The organism is Staphylococcus carnosus (genome assembly GCF_900458435.1).
GTDB classification, from domain to species: Bacteria; Bacillota; Bacilli; order Staphylococcales; family Staphylococcaceae; genus Staphylococcus; species Staphylococcus carnosus.
This window is the reverse complement of sequence record NZ_UHCT01000001.1, coordinates 1,037,456-1,058,516: the sequence shown is the minus strand read 5'-3', so window position 1 is coordinate 1,058,516 and position 21,061 is coordinate 1,037,456. Positions and strand designations below refer to the sequence as shown.

The window sequence follows — 21,061 nt, the reverse complement described above, 5'->3', positions numbered from 1 at the left end:
TTAGTCAGCTAATCCTGCACGTTCAAAAATTGTGTCCACTTGATTCAAGTGATGTTTAGGATCAAATGCTTTGTCTAAATCTTCTTTACTTAATACATCAGTAATTTGTGAATCTTGTTCAAGCAATTCACGGAATGGTGTTTTAGTTTCCCATGATTCCATCGCTTTTGGTTGTACTAAATCATATGCTTGTTCACGAACCATTCCTTTATTAATAAGTGTCAATAACACACGTTGTGAATAAATTAAGCCGAAAGTTTTGTTGATGTTTTCCATCATATTGTCTTCAAACACAGTTAATCGATCAATAATGTTTGTGAAACGATTCATCGCGTAATCTAATGCGATTGTAACATCAGGCAACATAATACGTTCTGCAGATGAATGTGAAATATCACGTTCATGCCATAATGGCACATCTTCATATGCAGTTGTAATATAACCGCGGATAACACGAGAAATACCTGTAATGTTTTCAGAACCGATCGGGTTACGTTTATGCGGCATAGCTGAAGAACCTTTTTGACCTTTAGCAAACGCTTCTTCTACTTCACGTGTTTCAGTTTTTTGCAATCCACGTACCTCAACTGCAAATTTTTCCATAGAAGTTGCAATTAATGCAAGTGTCGCAATATAGTATGCATGACGGTCACGTTGCAATGTTTGTGTAGAAACTGGTGCTGCCCCAAGTCCTAAATGTTCAGTTACATATGCTTCAATTTCGGGAGGGATATTAGCAAAAGTACCAACTGCCCCACTCATTTTACCAACTTCAATTTCTTCTCTCACTGCTTTGAAACGTTTCAAGTTACGCAACATTTCTTGATACCATAATGCCATTTTCACACCGAAAGTAGTAGGTTCAGCGTGTACACCATGTGTACGGCCCATCATTAAAGTATATTTATATTTTTTTGCTTTAGCAGCTAATACTTCGATAAAACGTTCAATGTCTTTTTCTAAAATATCGTTTGCTTGTTTAATTTGATAGCTTAATGCAGTATCTACTACATCAGTAGAAGTTAAACCATAGTGTACCCATTTACGTTCTTCACCTAAAGTTTCAGATACTTGGCGTGTAAAAGCTACAACATCGTGACGAGTTTCTAATTCAATTTCTTTTGCACGATCAACATCTACACGTGCATTTTCACGAATTTTTTTAACGTCTTCCTCTGGGATGAAACCTAATTTACTCCAAGCTTCGCATGCTAAAATTTCTACCTCTAACCATGCTTCATAACGATTTTGGTCTGTCCAAATTTGAGACATTTCTTCTCGAGAATAACGTTCAATCATTTCATAAACTCCTATCTTAAAGTTTGATTTTTAAATTTATCGTCCGCTTTATATGTACATTATCATATTTTTTAATCAAAACGTTCGACTTTTTATTCTTATACTCTCTATTTTAACAGAATATTTTCTAAAAGTATAAGGATTTCAAGAACTTTTTCAACAAAACGCCCAATCAGCTATGTTATTTCCATCTCTGATTGGGCATTTTAATTATTCTTCTATTTTCTTACCGACAAATTGAATAAATTGGCGTTCGACTTCTATACTGCCATCTTTATTTTCGCGATAGACAGGTTTTTCGAAACGCTTTACCGGCATGTATCCCGCTTCACGCATACGCTGCAAACAATCTTGAATTGTTTCATCTTCTCTGACTTCAAATTTCATCTGTATCATACGCTTTCAATTTTTTACTTCGAACACCTTTAACCCAGAAGCCGCCATGCAATGTACGTGCTTCGTATGCAATGACAAAAGCTTTTTCGTCAATTTGCTTAATTGTGTCCATTAACTTCAATTCGAAACGTCTAGGTGTAAGGATTTGCATCACTAAACGTTCTCCATCTCTTCCGTATGCTGGGAAATGGGTAACACCATAACCTAGATTTCTTAACTGTGTGGGCAAATCTAATTCATAATTAGCGGTTGTCACATTGACCACTGAATATCCCAAAGCAAGCTTTTCTTCAATTTTCATGCCGACAATAATACCGACAGAGAAACCTAAAGCATAAGCAATAATGTTTTGGAATTTATCTAAGTTCGCCATAACAAGTCCTAAACCGATAATATAGATTAATACTTCTATAAAACTTACAGCAGCAGCTACATAACGATAGCCTTTTAATGTAAGAATCGTACGGACTGTTAAGCATGTGACGTATGCCACGTTAATGACAAAGATTGCAAGCAACATCAGCCAAGGGTTTGCTGATATGACTGACAATATAACATACCTCTTTTCAATTTTTGATTCACACTATTTTATCAGTCACAAAAATTTTTGTCACTCTTTTTCTTTATCAGATTCAGTTTTCGGCCAAGTATAACGTGTATAAGCAAGCTCTCTTTTATGCGCATTGCGTAAATAATGTTTTTCTATCACTTTTTGATCCGCTTCAGAAACAGGACGTCCTTCTAAATAATCATCAATAGCTTGATAAGTCACACCTAATGCATCTTCATCAGGCAACTGAGGTTTGTCATCTTCTAAATCTGCAGTCGGTACTTTTTCATATAAATGTTTCGGTGCACCAAGATATTCTAATAATTGTCTGCCTTGACGTTTATCTAAACCAAATAACGGTGCAATATCTGCTGCACCATCCCCATATTTTGTAAAGAAGCCTGTAATGTTTTCAGCTGAATGATCTGTGCCGATAACAATTCCGCTAGTATTCGCAGCAATTGCAAATTGAACTTTCATGCGTTCTCGCGCCTTTTCATTGCCTCTTTGAAAATCCGTTAAATGAAATCCTGCTTCTTCCAATGCTTTAACACCTTGGTCGACAGCGGGTTTGATATTAACTGTGACAGTCTGGTCAGGTTCAATAAAGTTCAATGCATCTTCTACTTCATCTGCATCTTTTTGAATACCATAAGGCAGTTTAACTGCGATGAAATGACACTCTCTGCCTTCTGAACGCAGTTCACGTACTGCAATTTCTGCCAAACGTCCTGCCAATGTAGAATCTTGTCCTCCTGAAATACCTAAAACAAGCGATTTAATAAAGCCATGTGATTGTACATATTCTTTGATAAATCGAATAATACTGCGAACCTCTGTTTCACTATCGATTTCAGGTTTTACCTTCATTTCATTTACAATGATGTCGCGCAATTCACTCATGTCGTTCCTCCATTTCTTTGACGTTTTCTGCAACCTCAAAAATTTTCTGCTGTTTATTATCCCAGCAAGCTTGGCTTAAATCGACTGGATATTCTTGCGGATTTAAGAAACGTTTATTCTCTTCCCAAAGATGACTTAAATTACTTTCCAAGAATTTTTGTGCTGTCTTTTCATCAGGAAGGTCGTAAACCAATTTACCATCTTTATAAATATCTTTGTGTAAATCAATTGCATCAAATGATTTAACAGTCTTACTTTTATAAGTATGAACCGGATGGAATAATTTTAATGGTTTTTCATCATCTGGATTTTCATATGCTAAAGTAATGTAATCCCCTTCAGCTTTGCCTGTTTTCTTATTAATAATACGATATACATTTTTCTTACCAGGCGTTGTTACCTTTTCAGCATTGTTTGATAATTTGATGCGGTCTTGATACTCACCATTTTCATCTTCAACGGCCACTAATTTATATACTGCGCCTAATGCAGGTTGGTCATTTCCTGTAATTAATTTCGTACCGATGCCCCATGAATCCACTTTAGCACCTTGAGCTTTCAAGCTCATGATTGTTTGTTCGTCCAAGTCATTAGAAGCAATAATTTTGGCATCTGTAAATCCAGCGTCATCAAGCATTTGACGTGCTTTTTTAGAAAGATAAGCAATATCGCCAGAGTCTAAGCGAATGCCGATAAAATTAATTTTATCTCCAAGTTCTTTCGCTACTTGAATTGCTGAAGGCACGCCTGATTTTAATGTATGGAAAGTATCCACTAAAAAGACGCAATCTTTATGACGCTCTGCGTATTTTTTAAATGCAATATATTCATCGCCATAAGTTTGAACAAAAGCATGAGCATGTGTACCTGAAACAGGAATACCGAACAACTTGCCTGCACGTACATTACTTGTTGAGTCAAAGCCGCCGATAATAGCCGCTCTGGCACCCCAAAGTGCCGCATCTTCTTCTTGGGCACGGCGTGTTCCGAATTCCATTAATGTATCGTTAGGTGCAACTTGTTTAATACGGCTTGCTTTCGTTGAAATTAAAGTATGGAAGTTCACCACGTTTAAGAGAATTGTTTCAATTAATTGTGCTTGAATAAGCGGTGCTTCTACTCTTAGAAGCGGTTCATTATTGAAGCAGACCTCTCCTTCTTCCATCGCTCTGATACTGCCCGTAAAGCGCAAATCTTTTAAATAATCTAAAAAATCTTCTTTATATCCAATTGATCTTAAATATTCAATATCTGATTCTGTAAAATGAAATTTTTCAATGAATTGAATCACTCTGCGCAATCCATTAAATACAGCATACCCACTATCAAAAGGCATTTTACGGAAATATAAATCAAAGACTGCCTTTCTTTCGTGAACATTATCATACCAATAACTTTCAGCCATGTTTATTTGGTATAAATCATTATGAAGCATTAAGCTATCATCTTTGTATTGATACATAACTCTCTCCCCAATCAACCGTTTTGTGTTTAGTTTATCACATTACTATTTTGTTTTATACGTTCTGGTTACCTTTATAGACTTTTATTGTGTATAAAACAAAAACCATGTGAAAGATAGTTTGTAAATAGTATGTGCAGCAATGTAAAAATTTTGTTGAAATTATGGAAATTACATTCATAATTCATATAGTTTTATTAGGGCTTTATGTTGAAAAAATCTATAATAGTTTATGAGGTGAATGCGGAATGTTATTAGAAAAAGCGACAGAATTTATTAACACGATGTATGACGAATTAGACTATTCTCAAGAAGAAAAAACGAAGCGATTAAACGAAATTGAAAATGAAATAAACGAAAGCGGGACATATCGACATACGACAGAGGAATTAACTTATGGTGCACGCATGGCGTGGCGAAATTCTAACAGATGTATTGGAAGATTATTCTGGGAAACACTTATCGTTCAAGATGCAAGGGATGTTGAATCAAATGAAGCATTTATCGATGCTATCAACACCCATTTAAAAGAAGCTACAAATGGCGGAAAAATTAAATCTTATATTACTGTGTTTTCTCAAGACAATCCGCCTACAATCTATAATAACCAATTAATCCGCTATGCAGGATATGAAGATAAAGGCGATCCTGCTGAAAAAGAAATTACACAGCTCGCTGAGCATTTAGGATGGCAAGGAGAAGGTACAGACTTCGATGTACTTCCGCTCATCTACAAACTGCCTCATGAAAATCAAATGCGTATGTATGAACTACCTTCAGAATTAGTACTTGAGGTCCCTATTGAACATCGCAACTATCCTAGATTAAAAGAATTAGGAATTAAGTGGTATGCAGTTCCTATTATTTCTAATATGGACCTTAAAATCGGAGGTATCACTTATGGTACCGTTCCTTTTAACGGCTGGTACATGGTTAATGAGATCGCTGTGCGTAATTTCACTGATAGTTATCGCTATAATTTAATAGAAAAGGTTGCAGATGCGTTCGAATTTGATACACTTAAAAATACTTCATTTAATAAAGATCGTATCGTCGTTGAATTGAACGATGCTGTATATCATTCATTTAAAAAGAACGGCGTTTCAATAGTTGATCATTTAACCGCTGCTAAGCAGTTTGAACACTTTGAACGCAATGAAGAACATGCACATCGAAAAGTGACAGGAAAATGGTCATGGTTAGTCCCATCACTTTCGCCTACTTTGGTTCCGAATTATCACCATGGATATTCAAACGAAATGAGAGAACCAAACTTTTTCTATAAAAAGAAAGCTGAAAAACAAGGGTGCCCTTTTCACTGATCAGTGACGTATACCGCCAAAGGGGAATTGCAGATGAATTTATATTACTTAGGTCCAAGAGGCACATTTTCATACCTTGCTTCACAAAAATATTTAGGTGATGAAACAGCAGATTATATACCCAAAACCAACCTATACGAAGTGGTGCAATCTGTTCAAGATCATCCAGGCAGTATTGGTATAGTCCCTATCGAAAATTCAATCGAAGGCACTATTAATATCATCGCCGATGGACTTGCCAATCAAAACATTTATGCCTTAGATGAAATCCATTTAAATATTCAATTTGCACTATATGGATTAAAAGATACAGATTTAAGCCAATTAGATACCGTCTATTCCATCGCACCAGCAATCAGCCAAACAAGCCAATTTATAAAAACGCATCAATTTAAAATCGGCTATGCAGACAGTACTGTACAAAGCTTAGATCATATTGATGAACACACAGGTGCTATTGCACCATTAGGTATGACCGAAAGCGACAACCATACCTACATGCCTTTAGCAGAAAATATCGAAGATTTTCCGCATAATGTCACACGCTTTTTAGTAATTGGAAGCCAATTAGAACTGTCAGAAACAGCGACAGATACTATGTTATTGATTACACCTAAAGAAGATCGTGCAGGTTTATTAGCAACTATCTTAAATACCTTTGCTATTTTCAATATTAATTTGTCTTGGATTGAATCACGACCATTAAAAACACAGCTTGGCATGTATCACTTTTTCGTACAAGCAGACACATCCTTAAATGATGAGTTGAATAAAGTGATAAAAATCTTAGAAACCCTTGATCATCAAGTTAAACTTATTGGTTCTTTCAATAAAAAAGCATAAATCATCTAACTTCCTTCCAAATCGAACATTTTTGAAAGGAAGTTTTTTCATATACATAGCAAATTAAATTCAAGGGTATGAATTTCAATAAGGAGTTAATGATATGGTTAAAACGGATACAATACGCGTACATGGCGCAAGACAAAACAATTTAAAGGATGTCTCACTCGATATTCCTAAACATGAAATCACAGTATTTACAGGACGTTCTGGTTCTGGTAAATCTTCTTTAGTTTTCAGCACTTTAGCAGCAGAGTCCGAACGTTTATTAAATGAGACGTACTCTACATATATTCAAAATCAACTTACACAATATGAAAAACCTGATGTAGATTTAATTGAAAATCTTCCTGTAGCGATGATTATCAATCAAAAGCGCTTAGGCGGCAACTCGCGCTCTACAGTCGGAACAATATCTGATATTTATGCTTCTGTTCGTTTATTATGGTCTAGAATCGGAACACCTTTTGTCGGCTATTCTGATATTTTTTCTTTTAATAATCCGAAAGGCATGTGCGAAACTTGTTCTGGTTTAGGTTATGTTGAAGATATCGATTTAAATGAATTGCTTGATTATAATAAATCATTAAATGAAGATGCAATTAAATTCCCTTCTTTTAGACCAGATAGCTGGCGTGGTAAACGCTATTTATATTCAGGATTATTTGATAATGATAAAAAATTAAAAGATTACACAGAGGAAGAAATGAATACATTTTTATATACTGAACCGACTAAATTAAAAAATCCACCTAGCAATTGGCCACGCACTGCTAAATTCGAAGGGTTAATTCATCGATTCAGACGCTCTTTCTTACTAAATGATAATTTTGAGAAAAATAAATTCCGTAGTGATATTGATCGTGTAGTAACTTCTAAAGTATGTCCTACTTGTCATGGCAAACGATTAAACCAAAAGGTATTGAGCTGTAAAATTAATGGTTTAGATATTGCTGATTTTACTAACTTGCCTATCGACGAAGCAATTGCATTTTTAGAACAGATTGATTCAACGAAAGCAAAATATATTATTGAGCCTTTAATGCAGCAATTAAAGTCTTTGAGTTATATCGGTTTAAATTATTTATCACTTTCAAGAGAAACGCCTACTTTATCAGGCGGTGAATCCCAAAGAATTAAATTAATTCGACACCTTAACAGCCCACTCAGTGATTTAGTTTATATTATCGACGAACCAAGTGTCGGTTTGCACCCAGAAGATATTCAACGCATTAACGAAATTATTATTTCTTTAAAAGAAAAAGGAAATACCGTACTCGTTGTCGAACACGATCCAGATGTCATTAAAATAGCAGATCATGTTGTAGATTTAGGACCATTTGCTGGAAAAAACGGCGGCAAGATTACTTTCGAAGGTACTTATGAAGCATTACTTTCATCTGATACAAGTACTGGCAAAGCGTTAAGACGTAAACATCATCTGAAAAAGCACCCTATTCAAAATGAAGATAAAATTCATTTATCGCACATCTCTAGAAACAATATTCAAGATGTGTCAGTTGAACTCCCTAAAAATGCGATGACAGTAGTTACAGGTGTTGCCGGTTCAGGAAAAAGTTCATTAATAAGTGCTGGTTTCGAACACCAAGACAACGTAACATTTATCGATCAAAAACCTGTACATGCTTCTAATCGTTCTAATCTATTGACCTATTTAAATATTTTTGATGATGTAAGAAGTTTCTTCAGCAAAGAGACAGGCATGAAAAAAAGTATGTTCAGCTATAATTCAGAAGGCGCTTGTCCTCAATGCCACGGCAAAGGTGTATTAAAAACTGAACTTGCCTTTATGCCAGACTTCACTCAAATATGTGATGTCTGCAACGGAACAAGATACCGTCCAGAAGTACTAGAAGCTAAAGTAGACGGTTATTCAATCGCTGACATCTTATCTCTTACAGTAGACGAAGCCATCGCATTCTTTAACAGCAATCCAAAAATTGCCGAACCGCTTCAAGCACTCAAAGCTACAGGCTTAGATTACATGACACTCGGACAATCCTTAGATACACTATCCGGCGGTGAAATCCAACGCGTTAAACTCAGCCGCTATCTAACAGAATCAGCCTCTGTGGAAAACCAAATCTTCATCTTTGATGAACCGACAACTGGCCTTCATGAAGATGACATTCCTATTTTATTAGATAGTTTTAACCATTTGATTGCCCAAAACAACACAGTCATACTCATCGAACATAATTTAACGATGATGACTGAAGCGGATTGGATTATTGACATCGGACCTTATGCAGGTTCCAAAGGTGGCAAATTATTATTTGAAGGTCTTCCTAATAAATTACTTGAAGTCGACCAATCTGTAACCGCGCAACATTTGCGTCGTTATCTCGCTGATTAAACAAAGAAAGTCCCTGTGCTGCACTATTTTGCGTGCTGCATAGGGACTTTCAATTATATTCATTTAAATAAATTTTTAACATAAGAGAATTTGCCTTTATAAGGAGGGAAAATCAAACCTGATTCTAAACGCGTTGTTTTATAAATATAAGATTTTTCATGTGTAAAAGTATAGAATGAGTACTTACCATGATATTTACCAAATCCAGAAGCACCTACACCGCCGAACGGCAAGTTCGGATTTGCTAATTGAAGCATTGTATCATTGATAGCACCACCGCCGAATGACAATTCATTCAACACGCGATCTGTACAATTTTCATCCTCGCTGAATAAATATAACGCTAATGGTTTAGGACGCTCTGCAATAAAATCAATGGCCGTATCTAATTCTGTATATGTCATCAACGGTAATATCGGACCAAAAATTTCCTCTTGCATCAACGGATCCTCTGCTTTAACATCTTTTACAATAGTCGGTGACACATAACGGCTTTCTGGATTAGTCTCTCCACCGATTACAACATCTCCAGTGCTATCTTGCAGTAAATGCTGCAAGCGCGCAAAATGTTTACGATTCACAATACGGCCAAAATCCGGACTGTTTTCTGGATTTCTTCCATAAAATTCTTCAATGGTTTTACTTAATGCCTGGATAAATTCATCTTGCACTGATTCTTGAATTAAAATGTAATCTGGTGCGACACATGTTTGACCCGCATTAGTAAATTTCCCCATCGCAATACGTTCGCTTGCTACTTTCAAGTTAGCTGTTTCATCAATAATAACAGGAGATTTGCCACCTAACTCCAAAGTCACAGGTATCAATTGTTTGCTTGCCGCTTCATATACAATCTTTCCTACTTTTTCACTGCCTGTAAAGAATATATAATCAAACGGTTGTTCTAATAACATCTGCGTTTCTTCTACGCCGCCTTCAACCGTTGTAATATATGCTTCTTCAAATGCATCCTCAATTATTTTAGAAATAACATTAGCTACATTAGGAGTTAATTCAGAAGGTTTTACAATAGCTGTATTCCCCGCCGCAATCGCTCCGATCAGCGGCTCAAAAACAAGTTGTACAGGATAATTAAACGGCCCGATTATCAATACTGTCCCAAGCGGTTCTTTTTTAATATAGCTTTTTGCCGGGAAGAGATATAAAGGTGTATTGACTTGTTTCGTTTTAGTCCATTTATGTATTTCTTTTCGAGCATTGCTGATGCTTTTCAATACCATACCTATTTCAGTAGCATATGCTTCTACTTTGTTTTTTCCTAAATCTAAATGCAACGCTGCTAGTAATTGCTTTTCATGTTGATTGATTGCTTTTTTCAAGTTTTTTAATTGTTTTCTGCGATATTTAATATCTTTTGTAATTTGGGTTTTATAATAACCTTGGCAGTCATTAAATCGTTCTTGAATCGTTTTCAATGATTATAATACTCCCTTCATTTTCCATTCATCATGAGTTTTATGTCTCTTTACCCTTTACAACTCTTCTTTATATCTTAATATACTTCAGATTTTATTGTTTTAAGAAATAAAAAACCAGAATAAGTCAGTGCGTCGAATGGAAATGCTTCATTCTTATCATCTTAACTTATTCCGGTTTATAAATCTATTAATATTCAGCTGCAGTGTTTCTGCTATAAATTAAATATCTCTATTAAAAATTATGATAATGCAGCTGTGATTGGTGGTACAATTTGTTTTTTACGTGATACAACACCTGGTAAGAATGCAGTGTTGTTATCTAATTCAACATCAAATGCTTTTGCAATTTTATCTTTGTCTTTACCAAGTACAAGAATTGTTGAGTCACTATTCAAGATATCAGTTGCAACCAATACGAAGATGTCATATTCTGCACCGCTTAATGTTTCAGTAATCGCTTGTTCTAATTCAGCTTGACGTGCAAGAATTTCATTTACGTCTACAGTGTTGACTTGACCGATTCTTACAGAATAGTCTCCCATATTAAATGTTTTTGCATCTGCATTGATGATTTCAACAGGTGATTTATCTACTGTTGAAGCACCTGCTTTCAACATTTCTAAACCATATTCTTGTGCATCCACACCTGCAATATTTTCTAAAGCTTGTGCTGCTGCTTTATCTTGTTCAGTGCAAGTTGGTGATTTGAATAATAAACTATCAGAAATAATTGCTGATAACATTAAACTTGCAATTTGCGGTTTAATTTCAAATCCTTGTTCTTTAAACATTTTATAAAGAATTGTTGCTGTACATCCAAGCGGTTCAGCACGATAGTATAAAGGTGCTGCAGTATGGAAGTTAGCAATTCTGTGATGATCCACAACGTGGCGAATCTTCGCGCTTTCAATTGTATCTGCGCTTTGTTGGAATTCATTGTGATCGACTAAGATAACATCTTTATCTGTTAAATCTTCAGTCAATAATTCTGGTGCTTCTGCTTTAAAATAATCTAAAGCATATTGTGTTTCAGGGTTCACTTTCCCTAAACGATATGCTTTCGCAGAATCATTACCATTTAATTTTTCAAATTCAGCCATGATAATTGCTGAGTTAATTGCATCAGTATCTGGACTTTTATGCCCGAAAATGTAAGTACTTTCCATGTCCTGAGACACTCCTTGTCATTAAATTTTGTAATTCATACTTCATTACTACTATTTTATCACGAGTCGAAATAGTTATTCTACCTTTGCACCTAGTACATTTTTAAAATGTTCCAAGGCAAAATCGTGACCTGCTGGATTAAATGATGCTACACCACTTTCAGGTATAGTAACATCATACCCTTTATTATATGCTGAAACAGCTGTATGCAGTACACAAATATCTGTACATACTCCTACTATTTCAATTTCTTTAATATCACGTTCACGCAGCAAGCTGTCTAATGGCGTGCCAAAGAAAGAATCATAGCGGCGTTTATCTAAGAAATGTACATTATTATGATTTTTAATTTTGTCATAAACATCTTTAACTTTGCCATATAATTCTCTACCTGGTGTGCCTTCAATATTGTGCGGCGGGAATAACTTACTTTCAGGATGGTTTTCGTCATTCTCATAATGTAAATCCATCATGATAAAAATCTCATCCCCTTTTGCATCAAATGTTTCCATGCGTTTTGCAATAAAATTATCGATAGCTTGTCCAGGTTCACCGCAAGTCAACTTGCCATCTGGTGCTACAAAATCATATGAATAATCCACAACAATTAAAGCATGCTTTGTCATTATGCACGACCCCCATTTTTGTTTATACTAATACTATCTTGTTTATAATTAGAATAACCTACTTTGTACAAATTATCGACCTTACATAGCGTACTTATTTTGAAAATGAAATTTTTGGAAAGCAGGAGGCGGCTTATGATTATCAACCCTGTTCATTTTGGTCTTACCGGAAAACATAAACATAAAGACACGAAAGCATTGCAACGCGCTTTAAACTTGGCTAAAAAACATCCTGGCAGTATTGTTTATATACCTGCTGGCACGTATTATATAAAACGTGCTTTGACGATTTTTGAAGGAACTACTTTGTTTTTAAATGAAGAAGCGGTTTTACAACGCCACTGTAAAGATACCTTATTAAAAAATGGATGGCGTTACGGTCAGTACTATGGCTATCATGGTAACAGTCATATCCATATTATCGGCGGGACATTTGATATGAATGGTTCTCGTATTCCAGACAATAATACTACGATGTGCATGGGACATGCAAAAGATATATTGTTATATAATGTCACTATCAAAGATGTGGTAGGTGGTCATGGTATTGATGCCTGCGGTGTTGATGGATTAGTGATTACTCGCTGTAATTTCGAGGGCTTTTTAGACGTGAATGGTGATCGCAGTTTTTCAGAAGCGATTCAACTTGATATTCAAGTACCAGGAGCATTTCCGAAATTCGGTACACGTGATGGTACTATTACTCAAAATGTATCGATTTCTGAGTGTTATTTCGGTCCGTCAGAAACACCTGGTTTCAGTAGTTGGAATCGTGCTGTCGGGTCACATGCTTCTCGCAATAATAAATACTATACAAATATTTTTATTTCTAAAAATACTTTTCATCAAACAGGTGACTATGCGTTAACGCCACTTAAATATAAAGACACTTATATTATGGATAATCATTTTATTGATTGTAATGGCGGTATTCGTTTTCTTGGTACTAAGGATGATAAGAATACTGCCGATGTTCAATCAGGAAGGGTTACTGGCCCTCAAGGCGGTTCTGATCTCAATATTATTAATAACCGCTTCGAAGGTGCCATGCAAAAAGATGCCATTCATATTCGTAATTATCGAAACGTGCAGCATCAAAGTGTGCTGATTGCTGATAATTATTTTGGGAATTCACAACAAGCGATTCATTTAGAAGATATTAATCAACTTATTGTCGATCAACCAGAGTTGTCTTTAAAGCAAGTGACTTTAAAAAATATTACGAGTGAAACCCTTTTTTTGAAATAGAAAAAACATGCGCTTGTGACGCTTTAATATGTCGCAGGCGCATGTTTCTTATTTATTTCACTAATTTTAAGGGTTCGTTGATATCAATACCTAATGCAAACGGCATTAAGAAGTAAACCACTAATATAATTAAAATGGCACTAATCATATTAACTCAGAACCCGACGCTGGCCATTTTCTTGATTGAAATCAAACCTGTACCAAATACGATAGCGTTCGGCGGTGTTCCGACTGGCATCATATACGCACAGTTAGAAGCCATAGCGGCTGGTACCATCAATAATAACGGGTGTACGCCGATAGCAACTGAGAGCGTAGCTAAAATCGGCAGTATCATGGTTGCTGTCGCAGTATTAGAGGTGACTTCAGTTAAGAATAAAACAAACATCGTGATGACAATAACGATGAGAAGCGGACTCACACCGTTCAATGCAACGAGTTGTTCACCTAACCACTTTGCTAATCCACTTTCTGAAATCCCTTTTGCAAGCGCTAGACCGCCTCCAAATAAGATTAAAACACCCCAAGGTAATTCTTTCGCAACTTCCCAATCAATAATACGTTTATGCTCTTTTGTATTTTTAGATGGGATAATAAAGAGTAAAATCGATACAAACATCGCAATAGTTCCATCTTGAACTAATGAAGTGGGTCCCCATTGTTTTAAAACAAATTCCCGGATAATCCAAAGAATACTGGCCATTGTAAATACTGTAAATACGACTTTTTCTTCATAGGTGATTTTACCTAAATCTTTTAATTTCGTTTTTATTAAAGCATCTCCACCTGGAAGATATTTCAATTCTTGTTTAAATGCGATAAAACGCAAATATAACCACGTTAAGAACAATAAGACAATAACTGTAGGTATACCGATAATCATCCATTTTGCAAAACTAATTTCATGTCCAAAAGCAGCGTGGTATTGACCCTTTAAAATGATTAATGGCGGTGTTCCAATGAGTGTCCCCATACCACCAATTGTTCCTGCATACCCAATAGCAAGTACTAAAGACTGTTCAAATTTTGATAAACTTGCCTGATGAGCTTCTTTTTCATTTAATGCTTTTGCTTCTGCTATGATTGCTAATCCGATTGGAATCATAATCATAACAGCTGCAGTATTAGAAACAAACATGGATAAACCACCTGTTGCTAACATAAAACCAAGCAATATTTTCCCTGTGCTTGTTCCAATACTATTAATAATAATTAATGCTACCCGTGTATGTAAGTTCCATCTTTCCATTGCAATTGCTAAGATAAATCCTCCTAAAAATAAGAAGATAATATCATTTCCATATTCTGAAGTAACTTGTGCTGGATCCATTACATGCCCTATCGGCATTAGTACTAACGGCATTAAGCTGGTCGCCGGAATAGGTATGGCTTCTGTAATCCACCAAACTGCAATCCAAGCTGTGCTGGCCATTACAAATACCCCTTTGTAACCCAAACCTTCAGGATGTACAAACAATAAAATTAGCGCAAATAAAACTGGACCAAGGATAAGGCCTATCAACTGTCCTAAATTATAAGGCTTATTTTTCTTTTTATTGGAAAAGAATGTCAGACTGCCTGTCATGAAAAAATTACTGTTATGTTGTTTCAGCATAACAATCCCCCCTTTAATTCAATAGCTGCTTTTAATTTTTAATAAAATAAATATTTCTATTGAGTAAACATGCTATTGTTTTATTAAGTTTATCATAATTTTCTGGATATTTAACTAAAATTATGTAAACGTATACATAAATTTTGTTTATCGTTTTAATAAGTGCTTTTTATTGCAGAGCATAAAAAAACACCGATGCAATTTAAGCATCGGTATTTTATCTAAGTCATAATTAATCAAAGATTACACAAACCCCTTCTGCAGCATGATGTTGACCATCTGTTAAACTCAACTTGCCGCTTTCAGGGTGACGTTCAAAGACTGTCACTTTGTAATCTCCTTCTTGATGTGCACAAACTAAATATTTATCATCTTCTGTAATGTTAAAGTCACGTGGAAATTCATCACCGCTTGGCACAATTTCTACCAACTCTAATTCATCACCTTTATCATTTACAGCAAACACAGCAATGCTATCATGCCCTCTATTGCTGATATATAGGAAACGTTGGTCGTGTGATAAATGTACACCTGCTAGTTTACTTTCACCTTTGAAATCTTCAGGTACTGTTGAATAACTAGCAATCTCTTCAAAATGACCGTTTACATATTTTGTTACGCTGACTTTATTGGCTAATTCATGCACTACGTAAGCATATTTTCCATTATTATTAAATTCAATATGGCGAGGACCAAAGCCTGCTTTAAACTCAGAAACTGCTGCTACATCATATCCATTTTTATTAAATGAATAACTAACAATACGATCTGTTCCCAAGTCACAAGCAGCTACAAATTTTTTGTCAGGCGTTTGATGTGCGTAATGTACATGAGGATGGTCCTGTCTTTCATTTGGTCCGGTTTTATAATTATGTTTCAATTCCTCAATCAATCTCACTACTTCTCCAGTTGATGAATCTAATTCATATAATCGGATAATTCCTGCACCATATACCGCTTCAAACAAATAATCTCCATCATCAGATACTGAGATATAGCACCCAGTACCTTCAACAGAATCTAAACATTTATTTAACAAAAATAACTGACCGTCATTTTCTACACGGAAGCTCGCTATGCCACAACGTTCTCCTTCTTTTGTTATCGCATATAAAAATTGATTTTTTCTTGCTAGATAAGTTGATGCTTCAATTTCAAATCCTGTTTCTACTTTTTCAATTGCAGCTTTCGCTTCGTCCAATACGAAACGATAAATGCCCTTTCCTTCTTTTTTTGTATAAGATCCAATATAACCTGCTTTCGTCATTATTTAACCTCCTCTATTACTAATCATTGTAAGATATTCTTGTACAAAAAGATAATACTTCGATATTAGTTGTTCGACTTTATATCTAAAATAAGCATAAATCTACTTAAAATAGCGAACAAGTGTTCGTATAATTAAATTATCAACTTGAACAATGAGCAGGTGATGACTTTGAAATATTCAAATTCAGAAACAGATTATCGGAAGATTCCACGCAGCCAATTAGAGACGAATATTCCTCAAGGAAGAGGAATGGTAAAATGGGCACCATTTGCCACCTTACCAGAACAATTCGAACGTTTACATCAATATGTAACAGATCAAACAAAAGTAGAACGCCCTGTACTATCTGAAGATCAAATCCATGAACTCAACCAAAAAATTTATATTGCTTTCAACAAGAACTGCCCTATCAAAGTACGCTATTTTTACAATGGAAGAATTCTCATGATGAATATGATGCCTAAAAAAATTGACTCCTTAGAACAATTATTGATTGGACAGGAGTTAAAAACAAAACAAAATGTAAAACTTTCTTTATTAGACGTTACTCAAATTTCTTTAATTCGCCTCTAAAACAGAAAATGCACTTGCTGAATCAACCAGCAAGTGCTATCTCTTAATTATTCATTTCCAGATTCGATATCTGAAACGATTTCTTTTGTTCTTCTTTCAATGTCTTCAAAATCTTTCTTAAAGACATAAGCAAATACTGCTACACCTACGCCAACAACTAATGACACGATAAGTGCTAAGCCGAAGAAAAACTTGAAAAAGCCTTTAATAAAGTCTAACATTTTACTCTCACCTCTATAAAAATAATAGCCTGCATATTGTAATAATAGCACACTTAATTTCATCATTAAAACATATACCCTGATATGTTTTAATTCAAGCATTTTAGTTACTAAAAAATTAAGTGAAATATATACTTTAAATATGTAAAAAACGAAATAACTTACTTACCTAACGGAAAGTTAATTATTTCGTTGATTGTAAGATTACTGATTAAACGCCTCTCCACCATCTATATACAGCAGAGTACGCTTTGTTATAATAATCTTGAAACATAGCTATCACCCCTGAACGTTTACTCCGCGTTTCAAGTGACATTGACACTGTATACACTGTTCCTTTACTAACTATATTGTAATACACAATTATTTCCCAAGTCTATTAATAAAAAATTACATTATTATGACAATTGTAAAAACAAAAAATTAAGGAGATATTTCAATGCAGAAAGTTCAATCGGATATCATGACATTTCGAGGTTCCCACTTTGATTTAGGTGTGGAAACTGGAAAATGGATGAAACAGACACGTTTGCTTCAAAATAGAGAAAAAGAATGGAAAAAACGGCTACCTCGCTTTGATATTGATGCTAATGAAACTCATTCAATATTTCAAACCTATGCGCCGCAAATTTGGGAAGAATTGATCGGAATGCGAGAAGTTCTTGAACTGCCGATTCGCCAAATTGTATTCAACTTTGCCCATTATCGTTTTACACCTATAAAAAAAGACAGTGGTTGTACAGTTTTTTTAGGTAATGATTACCTTGTTAGAAACTATGATTATCATCCTGCTACTTATGATGGCCGTTACCTGCTTTATCAGCCTAATGATGGAGGGTACGCACAAATAGGACCTACTTCTAGAGTGACAGGAAGAATGGATGGTTTAAACGGAGAAGGACTTGCAATGGGTTATAATTTTATGCATCGCAAAAAACCAGCTAATGGCTTTGTTTGCTATATGATTGGAAGACTGATTCTAGAACTATGTAAAAATACAGAGGAAGCAATTCAACTACTGTCAGAAATTCCACATCGCAGTTCATTCAGCTATATTATGATGGATAAAAATTTAAATCATGCTATCGTTGAAGTTTCTCCCAGAGATATTAATGTACGCTACGATCGGACATGTACTAATCATTTTAAATTACTTACGCACGAAAATAGAAACTATACTAAAGAGTCGAAAGAACGCCTTGCACGCACTTTGAAACAAACTGATATTCAAATGGATAAAAGAAAAGCATTTGAATTATTTAATAACCCTGAATATGAAATTTACAGTAAATTATTCAGCAGCTGGTCTGGTACGATACACACAAGTATGTATAATCCTGAAACAATGGAAGCATGGATTGCATTAGGTGAAAATGGTACACCGGTTCAAATTGATTTTAATAAATGGTTAGCTGGAAATGAACTCAATATTCATTCATTTGACGGCTATATTGATACTGAAATACAATTTGCCTCTAAATAATATTTAAGCACGTACGAAAAAATTTCGTACGTGCTTCTTCTTTGCTAATTTATTTTGATATCGCCATGATTGGTGTAAAATTCAAGAATATTTTTTCCATTACCCGTTTTTTCATCTTCAAAATTGGGGTTATTCACAACTTTTTTACCATCAGATGGATTTAATTTCAATAAAGTATCTTTAGGCTTATCTTGATAGTCAAAATTAATACTGCCATTTTTTGCAAATGCTTTTAAATCACATGTTTTTTCCATGTTTTTCAAATTAATATTGCCTCTTTCAATGATAAACACGCTATCTCTGACAATGGAATTATCCCCTTTTATTGATCCATTATCAATTTTAACATTGCCATTGTTGAAGCTGGTATGGTTAAAGTTCAGACGAGAAGATTCAGATTTAATCTCCACACTATTGATTTGACTCCTATTGAAATTTACATCAGAAATATTATTCCAAATCGTTGCTGTATTAGCACGGACTCCTTCAAAATCAATATCCCCCACATCAGTTGAAATATTTACATCGTTTAACTTTTTCTTTGGAACTTCAATTGTCATGTTTTGCTTGTTTTTCTTGAATGGATTAATAGACGGTGCAATATCATTTTTTTGTTTTTCTGATATTTTTAAAATACCATTATGGATTGAATAATTAATCGGCTTTTCGCCATTGTAATTTAATTTCAGTTGATTACCTTGTACAACTTTGATATTCGATTTTTTCCGCTCACTGTGATATCTTGAACATTTTCGTCTGAAAATGTTTTATGTACTTCTTCATTAGGTAAGATATTTTTATCATGTACAAACCAAACAAGTGATCCAAGTGAAAAGAAAGCAACAAACATGACTATTCCAATTATGAGTAATTTTTTCATCCTTGTATGCTCCCTTTTATTATTTTTAAATTCCAACGCAAGTATTTCAAAATCAATTTATACAGGATTTCAGCAAGTTTAAAAATCAACACAATCAAAATGATACCGAGTCCTGTGTAGCTGATCGAGAAAAGAAAATCGCTGAATAAAAAATGCGAAAAACCATCCAATATATTTGCAAGTGCCATAATAATCGGTGCTAATAATAATACTAACGATGTAAGTAACAGAGCTAATATAATAATAACCACAAATATTAAAGGGATCAGGATGATAATCAAGGTCATTAATCCTATCCCGATTGTAGCTAATACCGCTTTGGTTACATTCTGCGCATTGGGAGCACTTTCAGCATTATCTATCGCATGCTGAGCATAAATTTCTTTCGCAATTTTTTTAGGAGGTTCCATGCTTTCTAGTATTTCAGCTTCAGAGCGGCCATTACGTTCTCCTTCATAGAATATATCTTCATATTTAAACATAATTCTATCTTGTTCTTTTCTAGGCAACCATCTTAACTCACTCTCTAAGTCATTTAAAAATGTTATTTTATTCACTCGGCTCACCTCCCACATTTTCTTAGATTATACTTTAAATCTAAATAATATTAAAATGTTTAATCCTTATATAAATACAAAAACTTTTAATTGGTCACACTCTTAAAATAATTTCTCCACTAAAAAAGATGGCGCTTTAAAATATTGAAATGCACCACCTTTAATAGCATGTTTACCATTTATAGAACTCGATACGGCGAATCTCATCATCTTGGTATAATACTTTTAAACTAAGATGGTCTTCTTTATCTGAATAAGTTAAGGTTTTATAACCATGTTTACCTTTACTCATTTGGTAACTGCTGCCTAATGCTTGAATAGCATCATCAATCGAATCACCGACCGTAAAGTTTTTGTTTGTTTTTATTTTGCTGTCTTTAATCAGCATAATCCCTTTAATTTTGTGAGATTTTTTATCTACTTTGACAATCAAATCTGGATGTTTTTCATTATAATAAAATTTATAACGATCGATTTGAATCTCATGATTCACTTTAAAACCTTTTTCATTAAATTTTTCATTAACTTGCATATTATTAATTTTCAGTTCTGATAAATTGACTGACTTTGTATTATTGATATACCCTGATATCAATAAAACTACTACACTCATTATTGTGAAAACAATAATTGCAACCAGTCTATTTCTCATAAAGTTCACCACTTTCTTCTGTTGAATTGATGTTATGTCATTTTTTCATATCTATCATACTACTTTTTGTTACCTTGCACTTCATATTCCCCATAAATAAGTATTTTTTTCAATAAATAATCACTTATTTGTGAATAAAATACAGATATTTGAATTTTCTAAAGTTTTCCTTTTTAAT

General features: G+C 34.4%; 20 protein-coding genes and 1 pseudogene. 6 read left to right on the top strand and 15 right to left on the bottom strand.

Annotated features, from left to right (window positions below; all coding sequences use genetic code 11):
• The 5 genes from purB to DYE31_RS04940 all read right to left on the bottom strand — a co-directional run bounded on the left by purB (position 1) and on the right by DYE31_RS04940 (position 4,610).
• Positions 1 to 1,299 carry an adenylosuccinate lyase gene (gene purB, locus DYE31_RS04960; protein WP_015900727.1) on the bottom strand — a complete coding sequence of 433 codons (1,299 nt, stop codon included), beginning with the start codon at positions 1,297 to 1,299 and terminating at the stop codon, positions 1 to 3.
• 210 nt (positions 1,300 to 1,509) lie between these two features.
• Positions 1,510 to 1,686: an NETI motif-containing protein gene (locus tag DYE31_RS04955; protein ID WP_015900728.1), complete on the bottom strand. Its 177-nt coding sequence runs from the start codon at positions 1,684 to 1,686 to the stop codon at positions 1,510 to 1,512.
• Positions 1,676 to 2,245: a DUF2179 domain-containing protein gene (locus tag DYE31_RS04950; RefSeq protein WP_015900729.1), complete on the bottom strand. Its 570-nt coding sequence runs from the start codon at positions 2,243 to 2,245 to the stop codon at positions 1,676 to 1,678. Before DYE31_RS04950 ends, DYE31_RS04955 begins: the two co-directional genes overlap by 11 nt.
• Before the next feature lie 60 nt (positions 2,246 to 2,305).
• The gene (nadE, locus tag DYE31_RS04945; RefSeq protein WP_041612990.1) at positions 2,306 to 3,148 is read right to left on the bottom strand and encodes an ammonia-dependent NAD(+) synthetase; all 843 of its coding nucleotides are present in this window, start codon (positions 3,146 to 3,148) and stop codon (positions 2,306 to 2,308) included.
• A complete protein-coding gene (locus tag DYE31_RS04940) occupies positions 3,141 to 4,610 on the bottom strand; it encodes a nicotinate phosphoribosyltransferase (protein WP_015900731.1) in 1,470 nt (489 codons plus the stop codon). Before DYE31_RS04940 ends, nadE begins: the two co-directional genes overlap by 8 nt.
• A gap of 248 nt (positions 4,611 to 4,858) precedes the next feature.
• Between DYE31_RS04940 and DYE31_RS04935 the strand changes: the two genes are divergently transcribed.
• The 3 genes from DYE31_RS04935 to DYE31_RS04925 all read left to right on the top strand — a co-directional run bounded on the left by DYE31_RS04935 (position 4,859) and on the right by DYE31_RS04925 (position 9,152).
• The gene (locus tag DYE31_RS04935) at positions 4,859 to 5,932 is read left to right on the top strand and encodes a nitric oxide synthase oxygenase (RefSeq protein ID WP_015900732.1); all 1,074 of its coding nucleotides are present in this window, start codon (positions 4,859 to 4,861) and stop codon (positions 5,930 to 5,932) included.
• A gap of 33 nt (positions 5,933 to 5,965) precedes the next feature.
• Positions 5,966 to 6,775, top strand: coding sequence for a prephenate dehydratase (locus tag DYE31_RS04930; RefSeq protein WP_015900733.1), 810 nt, complete (start codon positions 5,966 to 5,968; stop codon positions 6,773 to 6,775).
• A 103-nt stretch (positions 6,776 to 6,878) separates the two neighbouring features.
• Positions 6,879 to 9,152, top strand: coding sequence for an ATP-binding cassette domain-containing protein (locus DYE31_RS04925; RefSeq protein WP_015900734.1), 2,274 nt, complete (start codon positions 6,879 to 6,881; stop codon positions 9,150 to 9,152).
• 59 nt (positions 9,153 to 9,211) lie between these two features.
• On the opposite strand, the gene DYE31_RS04920 is transcribed toward DYE31_RS04925, so the two are convergent.
• The 3 genes from DYE31_RS04920 to DYE31_RS04910 all read right to left on the bottom strand — a co-directional run bounded on the left by DYE31_RS04920 (position 9,212) and on the right by DYE31_RS04910 (position 12,384).
• Entirely contained in the window at positions 9,212 to 10,588 is a 1,377-nt protein-coding gene (locus DYE31_RS04920; protein ID WP_015900735.1) for an aldehyde dehydrogenase, read from the bottom strand.
• 242 nt (positions 10,589 to 10,830) lie between these two features.
• The gene (locus DYE31_RS04915; protein ID WP_015900736.1) at positions 10,831 to 11,757 is read right to left on the bottom strand and encodes a manganese-dependent inorganic pyrophosphatase; all 927 of its coding nucleotides are present in this window, start codon (positions 11,755 to 11,757) and stop codon (positions 10,831 to 10,833) included.
• Positions 11,758 to 11,832: 75 nt separating this feature from the next.
• A complete protein-coding gene (locus DYE31_RS04910; protein WP_015900737.1) occupies positions 11,833 to 12,384 on the bottom strand; it encodes a cysteine hydrolase family protein in 552 nt (183 codons plus the stop codon).
• A 135-nt stretch (positions 12,385 to 12,519) separates the two neighbouring features.
• Between DYE31_RS04910 and DYE31_RS04905 the strand changes: the two genes are divergently transcribed.
• The gene (locus tag DYE31_RS04905; RefSeq protein WP_015900738.1) at positions 12,520 to 13,632 is read left to right on the top strand and encodes a glycosyl hydrolase family 28-related protein; all 1,113 of its coding nucleotides are present in this window, start codon (positions 12,520 to 12,522) and stop codon (positions 13,630 to 13,632) included.
• Positions 13,633 to 13,684: 52 nt separating this feature from the next.
• On the opposite strand, the pseudogene DYE31_RS04900 reads toward DYE31_RS04905, so the two are convergent.
• Together DYE31_RS04900 and pglS are read right to left on the bottom strand one after the other, a co-directional pair.
• A pseudogene (locus DYE31_RS04900) lies at positions 13,685 to 15,247 on the bottom strand (SLC13 family permease).
• A 232-nt stretch (positions 15,248 to 15,479) separates the two neighbouring features.
• The gene (gene pglS, locus DYE31_RS04895; protein WP_015900741.1) at positions 15,480 to 16,514 is read right to left on the bottom strand and encodes a 6-phosphogluconolactonase; all 1,035 of its coding nucleotides are present in this window, start codon (positions 16,512 to 16,514) and stop codon (positions 15,480 to 15,482) included.
• Positions 16,515 to 16,679: 165 nt separating this feature from the next.
• Between pglS and DYE31_RS04890 the strand changes: the two genes are divergently transcribed.
• On the top strand, positions 16,680 to 17,090 hold the full coding sequence (locus tag DYE31_RS04890) for a YolD-like family protein (protein ID WP_041612991.1): 411 nt from the start codon (positions 16,680 to 16,682) through the stop codon (positions 17,088 to 17,090).
• Between the two features lie 47 nt (positions 17,091 to 17,137).
• On the opposite strand, the gene DYE31_RS12740 is transcribed toward DYE31_RS04890, so the two are convergent.
• Positions 17,138 to 17,311, bottom strand: a complete 174-nt coding sequence (locus DYE31_RS12740) for a hypothetical protein (protein ID WP_165380052.1) — start codon at positions 17,309 to 17,311, stop codon at positions 17,138 to 17,140.
• 439 nt (positions 17,312 to 17,750) lie between these two features.
• On the opposite strand from DYE31_RS12740, the gene DYE31_RS04880 reads away from it, so the two are divergent.
• Positions 17,751 to 18,794 (top strand): C45 family autoproteolytic acyltransferase/hydolase, encoded by a 1,044-nt coding sequence (locus tag DYE31_RS04880; RefSeq protein ID WP_015900744.1) that lies wholly within the window; start codon positions 17,751 to 17,753, stop codon positions 18,792 to 18,794.
• Positions 18,795 to 18,838: 44 nt separating this feature from the next.
• Here DYE31_RS04880 and DYE31_RS04875 read toward each other — a convergent pair whose 3' ends face one another.
• The 4 genes from DYE31_RS04875 to DYE31_RS04860 all read right to left on the bottom strand — a co-directional run bounded on the left by DYE31_RS04875 (position 18,839) and on the right by DYE31_RS04860 (position 20,883).
• Positions 18,839 to 19,453 (bottom strand): DUF4097 family beta strand repeat-containing protein, encoded by a 615-nt coding sequence (locus DYE31_RS04875; protein ID WP_231839071.1) that lies wholly within the window; start codon positions 19,451 to 19,453, stop codon positions 18,839 to 18,841.
• 26 nt (positions 19,454 to 19,479) lie between these two features.
• A complete protein-coding gene (locus tag DYE31_RS04870; RefSeq protein ID WP_041612992.1) occupies positions 19,480 to 19,674 on the bottom strand; it encodes a hypothetical protein in 195 nt (64 codons plus the stop codon).
• Entirely contained in the window at positions 19,671 to 20,231 is a 561-nt protein-coding gene (locus DYE31_RS04865; protein ID WP_015900746.1) for an HAAS signaling domain-containing protein, read from the bottom strand. Before DYE31_RS04865 ends, DYE31_RS04870 begins: the two co-directional genes overlap by 4 nt.
• 172 nt (positions 20,232 to 20,403) lie before the next feature.
• Positions 20,404 to 20,883, bottom strand: coding sequence for a hypothetical protein (locus DYE31_RS04860; protein WP_015900747.1), 480 nt, complete (start codon positions 20,881 to 20,883; stop codon positions 20,404 to 20,406).
• Positions 20,884 to 21,061 lie beyond the last annotated feature (178 nt).

What these genes read in the sequence shown, in the direction of transcription:
- purB (WP_015900727.1), bottom strand. Translation starts at nt 1,299, where the DNA reads ATGATTGAACGTTATTCTCGAGAAGAAATGTCTCAAATTTGGACAGAC.
- DYE31_RS04955 (WP_015900728.1), bottom strand. Translation starts at nt 1,686, where the DNA reads ATGAAATTTGAAGTCAGAGAAGATGAAACAATTCAAGATTGTTTGCAG.
- nadE (WP_041612990.1), bottom strand. Translation starts at nt 3,148, where the DNA reads ATGAGTGAATTGCGCGACATCATTGTAAATGAAATGAAGGTAAAACCT.
- DYE31_RS04940 (WP_015900731.1), bottom strand. Translation starts at nt 4,610, where the DNA reads ATGTATCAATACAAAGATGATAGCTTAATGCTTCATAATGATTTATAC.
- DYE31_RS04935 (WP_015900732.1), top strand. Translation starts at nt 4,859, where the DNA reads ATGTTATTAGAAAAAGCGACAGAATTTATTAACACGATGTATGACGAA.
- DYE31_RS04930 (WP_015900733.1), top strand. Translation starts at nt 5,966, where the DNA reads ATGAATTTATATTACTTAGGTCCAAGAGGCACATTTTCATACCTTGCT.
- DYE31_RS04925 (WP_015900734.1), top strand. Translation starts at nt 6,879, where the DNA reads ATGGTTAAAACGGATACAATACGCGTACATGGCGCAAGACAAAACAAT.
- DYE31_RS04915 (WP_015900736.1), bottom strand. Translation starts at nt 11,757, where the DNA reads ATGGAAAGTACTTACATTTTCGGGCATAAAAGTCCAGATACTGATGCA.
- DYE31_RS04910 (WP_015900737.1), bottom strand. Translation starts at nt 12,384, where the DNA reads ATGACAAAGCATGCTTTAATTGTTGTGGATTATTCATATGATTTTGTA.
- DYE31_RS04905 (WP_015900738.1), top strand. Translation starts at nt 12,520, where the DNA reads ATGATTATCAACCCTGTTCATTTTGGTCTTACCGGAAAACATAAACAT.
- pglS (WP_015900741.1), bottom strand. Translation starts at nt 16,514, where the DNA reads ATGACGAAAGCAGGTTATATTGGATCTTATACAAAAAAAGAAGGAAAG.
- DYE31_RS04890 (WP_041612991.1), top strand. Translation starts at nt 16,680, where the DNA reads ATGACTTTGAAATATTCAAATTCAGAAACAGATTATCGGAAGATTCCA.
- DYE31_RS12740 (WP_165380052.1), bottom strand. Translation starts at nt 17,311, where the DNA reads ATGTTAGACTTTATTAAAGGCTTTTTCAAGTTTTTCTTCGGCTTAGCA.
- DYE31_RS04880 (WP_015900744.1), top strand. Translation starts at nt 17,751, where the DNA reads ATGCAGAAAGTTCAATCGGATATCATGACATTTCGAGGTTCCCACTTT.
- DYE31_RS04870 (WP_041612992.1), bottom strand. Translation starts at nt 19,674, where the DNA reads ATGAAAAAATTACTCATAATTGGAATAGTCATGTTTGTTGCTTTCTTT.
- DYE31_RS04860 (WP_015900747.1), bottom strand. Translation starts at nt 20,883, where the DNA reads ATGAGAAATAGACTGGTTGCAATTATTGTTTTCACAATAATGAGTGTA.